General features: G+C 65.6%; 6 protein-coding genes. 5 read left to right on the forward strand and 1 reads right to left on the reverse strand.

Going from position 1 to position 8084, the window contains the following annotated elements:
* A partial coding sequence (locus FJZ36_16835; GenBank protein MBM3216565.1) for a formate--tetrahydrofolate ligase occupies window positions 1–1490 on the forward strand: 1490 nt, incomplete at its 5' end.
* 5 nt (window positions 1491–1495) lie between these two features.
* On the opposite strand, the gene FJZ36_16840 is transcribed toward FJZ36_16835, so the two are convergent.
* Window positions 1496–2692, reverse strand: a complete 1197-nt coding sequence (locus tag FJZ36_16840) for a sigma-70 family RNA polymerase sigma factor (protein MBM3216566.1) — start codon at window positions 2690–2692, stop codon at window positions 1496–1498.
* A gap of 96 nt (window positions 2693–2788) precedes the next feature.
* Between FJZ36_16840 and FJZ36_16845 the strand changes: the two genes are divergently transcribed.
* The 4 genes from FJZ36_16845 to FJZ36_16860 all read left to right on the forward strand — a co-directional run bounded on the left by FJZ36_16845 (window position 2789) and on the right by FJZ36_16860 (window position 7849).
* Window positions 2789–4717, forward strand: a complete 1929-nt coding sequence (locus FJZ36_16845) for a hypothetical protein (protein ID MBM3216567.1) — start codon at window positions 2789–2791, stop codon at window positions 4715–4717.
* A gap of 338 nt (window positions 4718–5055) precedes the next feature.
* Entirely contained in the window at window positions 5056–6264 is a 1209-nt protein-coding gene (locus tag FJZ36_16850; protein MBM3216568.1) for a thiol oxidoreductase, read from the forward strand.
* Between the two features lie 10 nt (window positions 6265–6274).
* Window positions 6275–6694 (forward strand): Rieske 2Fe-2S domain-containing protein, encoded by a 420-nt coding sequence (locus tag FJZ36_16855; GenBank protein ID MBM3216569.1) that lies wholly within the window; start codon window positions 6275–6277, stop codon window positions 6692–6694.
* A gap of 12 nt (window positions 6695–6706) precedes the next feature.
* Complete coding sequence (locus tag FJZ36_16860; GenBank protein MBM3216570.1) at window positions 6707–7849, forward strand: hypothetical protein; 1143 nt, start codon at window positions 6707–6709, stop codon at window positions 7847–7849.
* The last annotated feature ends 235 nt before the right edge of the window (window positions 7850–8084 follow it).

Genomic DNA, 8084 nt, shown 5'->3' on the forward strand with positions numbered 1-8084 from the left:
CGATCACTCCGACGTCTGCTGGCGAGGGAAAAACGCTGACGTCCATCGGCTTGGGTCAGGGCTTGACGCACCTTGGCAAGAGGACGGTGGTCGCCCTTCGCCAGCCGTCGCTGGGACCCGTCTTCGGCGTCAAGGGCAGCGCGGTCGGTAGCGGCAAGTCCGGGGTCGAGCCGCGTGAGGCGATCAGCATTCACTTCACCGGCGACATCCACGCCGTCGGAGCCGCCCACAACCTGCTCGCGGCGATGCTCGACAATCATCTCGACAAGGGGAACGAACTGCGGATCGACACGAACCGCATCGTGTATCCCCGGTGCATCGACATGAACGACCGGTCGCTGCGAACCGTCGTCGTCGGACACGGCGGCGGACAGAGCGGTGTCGAGCGCGAGAGCGGGTTCGTCATCACGGCGGCGTCGGAAGTGATGGCGGTGCTCTGCCTGTCGGGGTCGATCGGCGAGCTCAAGCAGCGCCTCGGAGACATCGTCGTCGCCTTCGACGTTGACGGCGTTCCGGTGCGAGCGCGCGATCTCGGCGCCGACGGGGCGATGGCGGCGGTTCTGCGCGAGGCGATTCAGCCGAACCTGGTTCAGACGACCGAGGGAGTGCCCGTCTTCATCCACGGTGGGCCCTTCGCGAACATCGCTCACGGCACGAACTCGATCGTGGCGACGCGCTTGGCCCGTAAGCTGGGCGACTACGCGGTGTTCGAGTGCGGCTTTGGCGCAGACCTCGGAGCCGAGAAGTTCCTCGACATCGTAGCGCCTCAGTTCGGTCTCGCTCCCGACGTCGTCGTGCTGGTCGCCAGCGCGCGCGCCCTGAAGCGGCACGGAGGGGCGAAGCAGTCGAGCCTCAACGAGGAGAGCGTTCCGAAGGTGCGCAAAGGGCTCGAGAACCTGCGCAAGCACCTCGACATGCTCGCGACGTTCGAGATGGCGACGGTCGTGGCAGTGAACCGGTTCCCGCAGGATACGGAGCGCGAACTGCAAGCCGTGCTCGATGCGTGCCGCGAGTGGGGAGTGCCCGCTGCCCTAAGCGAAGCCTATGGCAGAGGCGGCCAGGGCGCTGCCGAACTCGCCAGGGCTGTGGTCGGAGCAGCGGAAACCGGGTCGCCGAAGTACGCTCCGCTCTATGAGCGCAGCGACAGTCCACGGCGCAAGCTGGAGCGCGTCGCCGAGGTCGCCTACGGAGCGGACGGCGTGGATATCTCACCGGAGGCGGAGGCACAGATCGACCAGTTCGTGCGGTTGGGCTACGGCGAACTCCCCGTCTGCGTCGCCAAGACGCAGAACTCGGTCTCCGACGACCCGAAGAAGGTCGGCGCTCCCAGGGGATGGCGGCTTTCGGTACGTGAAGTGAGGTTGAGTGCTGGTGCCGGCTTCCTGGTCGCCGTCTGCGGCAACATGCTGCTGATGCCGGGGCTGCCAGCCGTTCCGCTGGCGACGGAGATGGATATCGACGACGACGGGACGATCACCGGGCTGCAGTAACGGGATCAACTGACGGCGTACTCGCGGAGTACCTCGAGGTCGCCCTTGATTCGGAGCCGCTCGAAGGCGCTCGACTCGATCTGTCGGACGCGCTCGCGCGACAACTGCATCGTGTCGCCGACCTCTTGAAGGCTACGCGAGACGCCATCGTCGAAGCCGTAGCGCAGACGCAGGATGTGGCGCGCGCGCGGCTCGACGGTGGCGAGCATTCGCTCGACGCGCTCGGACAGCTCCGACCGTTCGGCGGACTCGTCGGGTCGCGGCGTCTGCGCGTCTTCGATGGCCTCGCCAACGGTCATGCGCGATTCCGGGCTGACCGGCAGGTCGAGCGACACCGTGTCGATCTCCGCCCGAAGCGCCCGCCACGCCTGTTCTGCGGTCATTCCCGACTTCTCAGCCAGCTCGGACACGCTTGCCGTCGCCGGAGCGTCGGCGGCAATGCGTCGGAGTTGCCGCTGTCTCTCCTGCAGGTACGCCGGGAGCCGGATGGTGCGCGCCTGCGTCATGATGGCGAGTCCGACTGACTGCTGGATCCACCAGGCGGCGTAAGCGGCGAAGCGCACGCCGCGTTCGTGGTCGAAGCGGTCGACCGCCCGGATCAAGCCGACGTTGGCTTCCTGTACGAGGTCCGAAAGACTGATGCCGCGCGTCTGGAACCGCTTGGCGATGGCAACCGCGAGGCGTAGATTCGACTCGATGATCTGGCGCCGGACCGCATCGGTCGCCGCCACGAGCGCAGCGTGTCTCCGCCGCCGTCCGCGCATATTCCGCGAGGCGACGGGGCCGCCCACCTCGGCATCTGCCGACATACGCCGCATCTGACCATCGACATCATCCCGCCACCGGTTCAGCCGATGGAGTCGCGCAAAGAGCGCGTACTCCTCGTCGGCGGTCAGCAACGCTTCGTGACCGATGGCGCTGAGATAGCTGCCCAATGCGTCCGAGGCGATCCCGGGAACGCTGCGTGCGGATCGGTTGGCAGTCGCGTGCTTCGTTGCGTTGTCGGCTCGAGGTTCCACCGGTGTTCGGTTCCTCACGTCAGCACTGGGCGGGATGCGGGACATATCCGGCAGAACACGGATGCACGATCCGTACCATCTGATCCGTGGATGAGCCTGACTCACGGCGCACAGGTCTGACCGCGCGCGCAGGCGAACCGACCTGTCCGGCGCGATGGTCGCAGTGTCGCCCTGGCGAGACACCGTTGCCCCCGTGCGTCAGCGACAAGTCGCCGACCGCTTGCGGCCTACTCTTGCCTGTGGCTAGATGGCGGGCCCCTCGACGAGTCAGGAGCCACCATGGCGATACGAAACAAGAGCCCCAGAGCCGCCGAGGGAACCGTCCGTGCTCCGGTCTACGCCCTGGGCGTGCTGTTGGTCGCCGTCAACTCGTACTGGGTGATGCTCGGCAGCGAGGTATGGCATTCGACGCAGCTCACCATCGCATCCCTGTTCTTCAACGCGGTCTTCACGCTCCTGGTACTGACCACGATCAACGCCCTCCTCGTGCGAGTCGTCCCGCGTCTGTGCCTAACGCGTGCTGAGCTGCTGACTCTGTACGTGATGGTGGTCGCTGTGACGACGATCAGCGGTCACACGATGATGGGCTACCTGCTGCCGGCGATCGAGCATCCGTACTGGTTCGGCACGGCGGAGAACGAGTGGGTGGCGCTGTTCGGGGAGCACCTTCCGGCCTGGCTCGTCGTCAAGGATCGCGATGTGCTCGCCGGCTACTTCCAGGGCGATACGAGCCTCTACCGGCGCGCCGTCCTCCATGCCTGGGCGGGACCAGTCCTCGCATGGTCCGCGATCATTCTGTTGCTGTGGACGGTGCTGATACTGACGACGGTGTTTATCCGCCGTCAGTGGTCGGAGAACGAGCGCCTGTCGTTCCCGGTGACGCAGCTTCCGCTGGCGTTGACGGAGGACGCCGGGTCGATCTTCCGCGTCCGGTGGTTCTGGATCGGGGTCTGCCTCGTCTCCGCGCTCGACATCTGGCAGGGCGTGGCGTTCCTGAACCCGTCGCTTCCCCTTCTGCCGGTCAAGGACCACCAGGCGATCGCCTTCACGACTCGTCCGTGGAGCGCCATCGGCGGACTGAACATTTCGTTCTATCCCTACATCGTGGGGCTGATGTACTTCACGCCGCTCGATCTGTCCTTCTCGTGCTGGGCGTTCTACCTATTGGAGCGGCTTCGGCGCATCGGCTTTCGGGCGGCGGGCTACCAGAACGATTTCGGTCTGGAGCAATCCGTCGGGGCGTGGATCGCGCTGGGGTTGATCCCTCTGTGGCTGGGGAGACGATACTTCCTGGGCATCGCGCGAGGCATATGGACACGCGGATCGGAGCATCGGAACGGGTCCGATGGCGAGGCGGTCTCGTTCCGATCCGCTGCCGTTGGTGTTCTGGTCGGTATCGCGGCGTTGGGGGCGATCTGGGCGCGCGCTGGGATGTCGCTGTGGGTGTTCGCCGCGTACTTCGCGCTCTACTTCCCGATGGTGGTCGGAATCACCCGCTCTCGCGCCGAGATCGGGCCCCCTGTCCACACGCTCATCTACATGGATCCCGGTCGCACGCTCGTCACCGCCTTCGGAACGCGCGCCATGGGTCCGAGGAACATGTCCCTCGTCACGCTCCTTTACCCCCTGACGCGATGCTTTCGCGCGAACCCGATGCCCAGCCAACTGGAGTCGCTGCGCATCGCGGAACGAGCGGCGATCCCGCCACGCCGAGTGCTGCTGGGGTTCCTGGGAGCCGTTGCCGTCGGTACGCTCATCACGTTCTGGGTCTATCTCGACGTGTTTTACCGGCTGGGAGCTGCGAACCGTGCGCGAGGATGGGTCGTCTACATGGGCTACGAGACCTACAACCGGCTCGCGGGTTGGATGGCGCAACCGGCGGAGCCGAAGCCGCTCGAAGTCGCCTGGATGGGCGGCGGCTTCGCGTTCACGATGGCGTTGATGGTGCTCAAGACCCGTCTGCTGTGGTTCCCGTTCCACCCCGCGGGCTACGTACTGACGACCGGAGAAGGCTTCGGGCGCGAGTGGTTCCCGGCGTTGATCAGTTGGGCGATGAAGCTCACCGTCTTGCGTCTTGGCGGAGTGCGCGCCTATCGCCGCGCGGCTCCCTTCTTCCTCGGTCTGTTGCTGGGCGACTACACATGGGGATGCCTTTGGAGCCTGTACGGACTGGCTTTCGGCATGCAGACGTACGGGGTCTGGCACTGAACGTTAGCGGGCAGGACTGTTTCATGAAGCCACTCGGTCCCCGCACGGCGGGGTCCAGACGAACGCCCGCTGCTCCGACGGGACACCAGCCGTCCATGGAGCCACCGTTTCCGCTCCGTCGCTCCCGCGAAAGTGGGAGCCCAGAGTCCTGGATTCCCGCTTCCTGGCCCCGCGAAGGCGGGGCTTGCGGGAATGACCCGTTGGGTGGACCCGATTCGGGATCAGGCGGTCCGTTCATGAAACAGCCGTGGCTGCGACGCCATGGTCCTTGCATTCGTCCACTCGTTGGGGCTATTTAGTATTGACTAATTTAGTCGGCACTAACCCCAGGGAGGTGCATGATGAGGAGGCGTCATGGGTGGTGCGGCGTCTATGCGCTTGCCGTCGCCCTCGGCGGTTGTGGCGACCTTTGGACGGAACTGCCGCCGACGGGCGACGACTTCGAAACACCCTTCGAGAGTTTGCCGCTGGCTTTCAACGCGCAGTTCTCACGCGGCGATGAGAACTTCGAACGGGTCTTCACGCCTGCAGACGGTCTGGGACCGATCTTCAACAACGTATCCTGTGCGGCGTGCCATCCTGCTGACGGACGCGGCACGCCGGAAGAGATCCTCACCCGGTTCGGTGCGGATGCCGACGAAGACCGCGCGGCTGGCGGACTCCAGCATCAGGACAAGGCGATTCCTGGCATACCGATCGAGAGACTGCCCACGTCTCTCGCGCTCTCGCGCCGCATGCCTCCGCCTGTGTTCGGAGTCGGGCTCATCGAGGCGATCCCGGAGGCGACGATTCTGGCAAACGCGGATTCTGACGACGCTGACGGCGACGGCATCTCTGGGCGACCTAACTGGGTGACCCCTGCCGGATTCGTGCCGGTGTCCGAGATCGGCGGGGGCGTGGCGCCGCAGTTGGGGCGCTTCGGGCGCAAGGCATCCATTTCGTCGCTGCTCGAGCAGGTGACCACCGCCTATCATCAGGACATGGGCATCACCAGCGACTTCATGCCTGTCGAGAACGCCCATCCGCAGCAAGGTTCGACGGCGCTGGGCGATGCCGTCGCGGACCCGGAGATTCCGGCATCCACCGTTCTCGACACGACCATGTATGTCCGTCTGCTCGCGCCGCCTGCCAGGGGTCCCAACACGGCTTCGACCCAGCGCGGCGAAGCCGCGTTCCACGACATTGGTTGTGCGCAGTGCCATGTCCCAACCATGCGGACGGGTCCACACTTCCTTCGACCGCTGAACAACACCGAAGTGCATCTCTTCTCCGACCTCCTCTTGCACGACATGGGACCCGACCTCGCCGACAACCGCCCCGACGGGGACGCGACAGGGCGCGAGTGGCGCACCGCGCCTCTCTGGGGAACCCGTCTCGCACAGAAGTTCACCAACGATGTCCCCTACTACCTCCACGACGGACGCACCACCGACTTGGACGAGGCGATCCGCCTGCACGGAGGAGAAGCGGAACGTGTGCGAGACCGCTACGTCGCGTTGCCGGAGGACGTCCGGGCGGCACTCCTAGCGTTCGTGCGTTCGCTCTAGGGGGCGACCGATGGACTCTGTGACACGGCGAGCGTTCGTGCGGACGGCGGCGCTGGGCGCGGCGACGCTCGGGACGGGATGCGCGAGTGTACCGACGCTGCGGGTTCCGTCCGATCAAGGACTCGTCCACATGTCGCGCGGTACCGTCGAGCCGTTCTCGGCGGCCGGCAAGCCGTTTCTCGTCGCACCAACGGGTTCCACACATCCGCTGATCGTGGTCCCGAATGGAGGCGGAGGGATACGGGTATTCAGTTCGCGGTGCCCCCACCTAGGCTGTCAGACAGCGGTCTCGTCGGCGCGCATCGTCTGTCCATGCCACGGCTCGACCTTCGGGCTGGATGGCTCAGTCCATCGGGGTCCGGCAACCGCTCCATTGCGGGAGAATCGTGTCACGGAGACGGCGGGGGGTTACGTGATCGACTTGGCGTGAGAGGGTTGAGGCATGATCCGGGTTGGAGCCGTGCTCGTCGCGTTGGCGGCCGCTTCTGCATACGCGCAGTCAGATCGCCCGTTTGTGACCGGAGGTCAGTACGACAAGCCCTATCTGGCGCGTGCGGAGAGTATCCACATCGGCGGATACGCGGAGGTCCAGTACCGCTTCGAGCGAGAGAACGGCGTCACCGACGAGGCGACGTTCGTTCCGAAACGGTTCAACCTGTTCACCTTCTCGCCGGTGTCCGAGAGGACGCGCGTCGCCACGGAGCTCGAATTCGAGGACGGAGGCGAAGAGATCAAGATCGAGCTGGCGACGATCGATTTCGCGCTCCATCCGTCGGCGACGTTCCGGGGCGGGCTTATCCTATCACCGCTCGGACGGTTCAATCTCGCCCATGACAGTCCGGCGAATGAGCTGACGGATCGCCCTCTCGTCGCCGAATCACTGCTCGGGGTCGCGTTGACCGAGGCGGGAATGGGGTTCTACGGCTCGTTCTACCCATCCGGCGCGGCTCGCATCACCTATGAGGCGTACGCCACCAACGGGTTCCACGATGGAATCTTGATCGGGGACTCCAGCGGAACCCGCGTCCCCGCCGGCCGCGGCAACTTCGAGGACAACAACACGAAGCCGTCCTTCGTCGGTCGCATCGGCGTCAGCCCGACGTCCACGGTCGAGTTCGGGAGCTCCGTGCACCACGGAGCGTACAACGCCGCCTTGGTCGAGGGTCTCGCTGTGGACGAAGGGCGTCGGGCGACGGTCTTAGCGGCGGATGCAGACGCACGGTTCGGAAGGCTCGAGTTCCTCGGCGAATGGGCACGCACGCACGTCGACGTTCCCGAGGGGATGGCAGGCGTTCTCGCCGACCGGCAGACAGGTTTCTACGTGCAGGCAAGCGTGCGTTTCCTCGCCGGTGTCCTGGACGCGCTGCCCGGCTCGCGGTTCACGGGAACGGTCCGGTACGATCAGGTTGACTTCGACGCACGGCGAGACGGTGACGACGCACGGCGCCTAACCCTCGGCGTCAACTTCCGCCCGACCGATGAGACCGTCTTCAAACTGGACTACCAACGCAGCCGCGAGCGGGACGCGTTCAACAACCCCAGCGATGGTGCGGCGGCTCTGTTCAGCGTGGCGACCTATTTCTGATCGCGCACGACGGAGCTCTCACCGTCTGAGTATCGGCGGCTCAGACGGCGCCGGGCACGCGCGAGCGCGATCCACGTCGTACCCCATGTCGCTCAGCAGGCAGGAGACTTGCGACTCGAGCCCGAGCAAGTATTGGCGCTCTTCCTCGCTCATCATCTGTCGGGGCGGACCCACGTCGAACCCCCGCACGGCGACCGCCGTCTTAAAGCCCTCCGGGAAGTTGGTTCCCAGCAGC

The sequence above is a fragment of the Candidatus Poribacteria bacterium genome (assembly GCA_016866785.1).
Taxonomy (GTDB): domain Bacteria; phylum Poribacteria; class WGA-4E.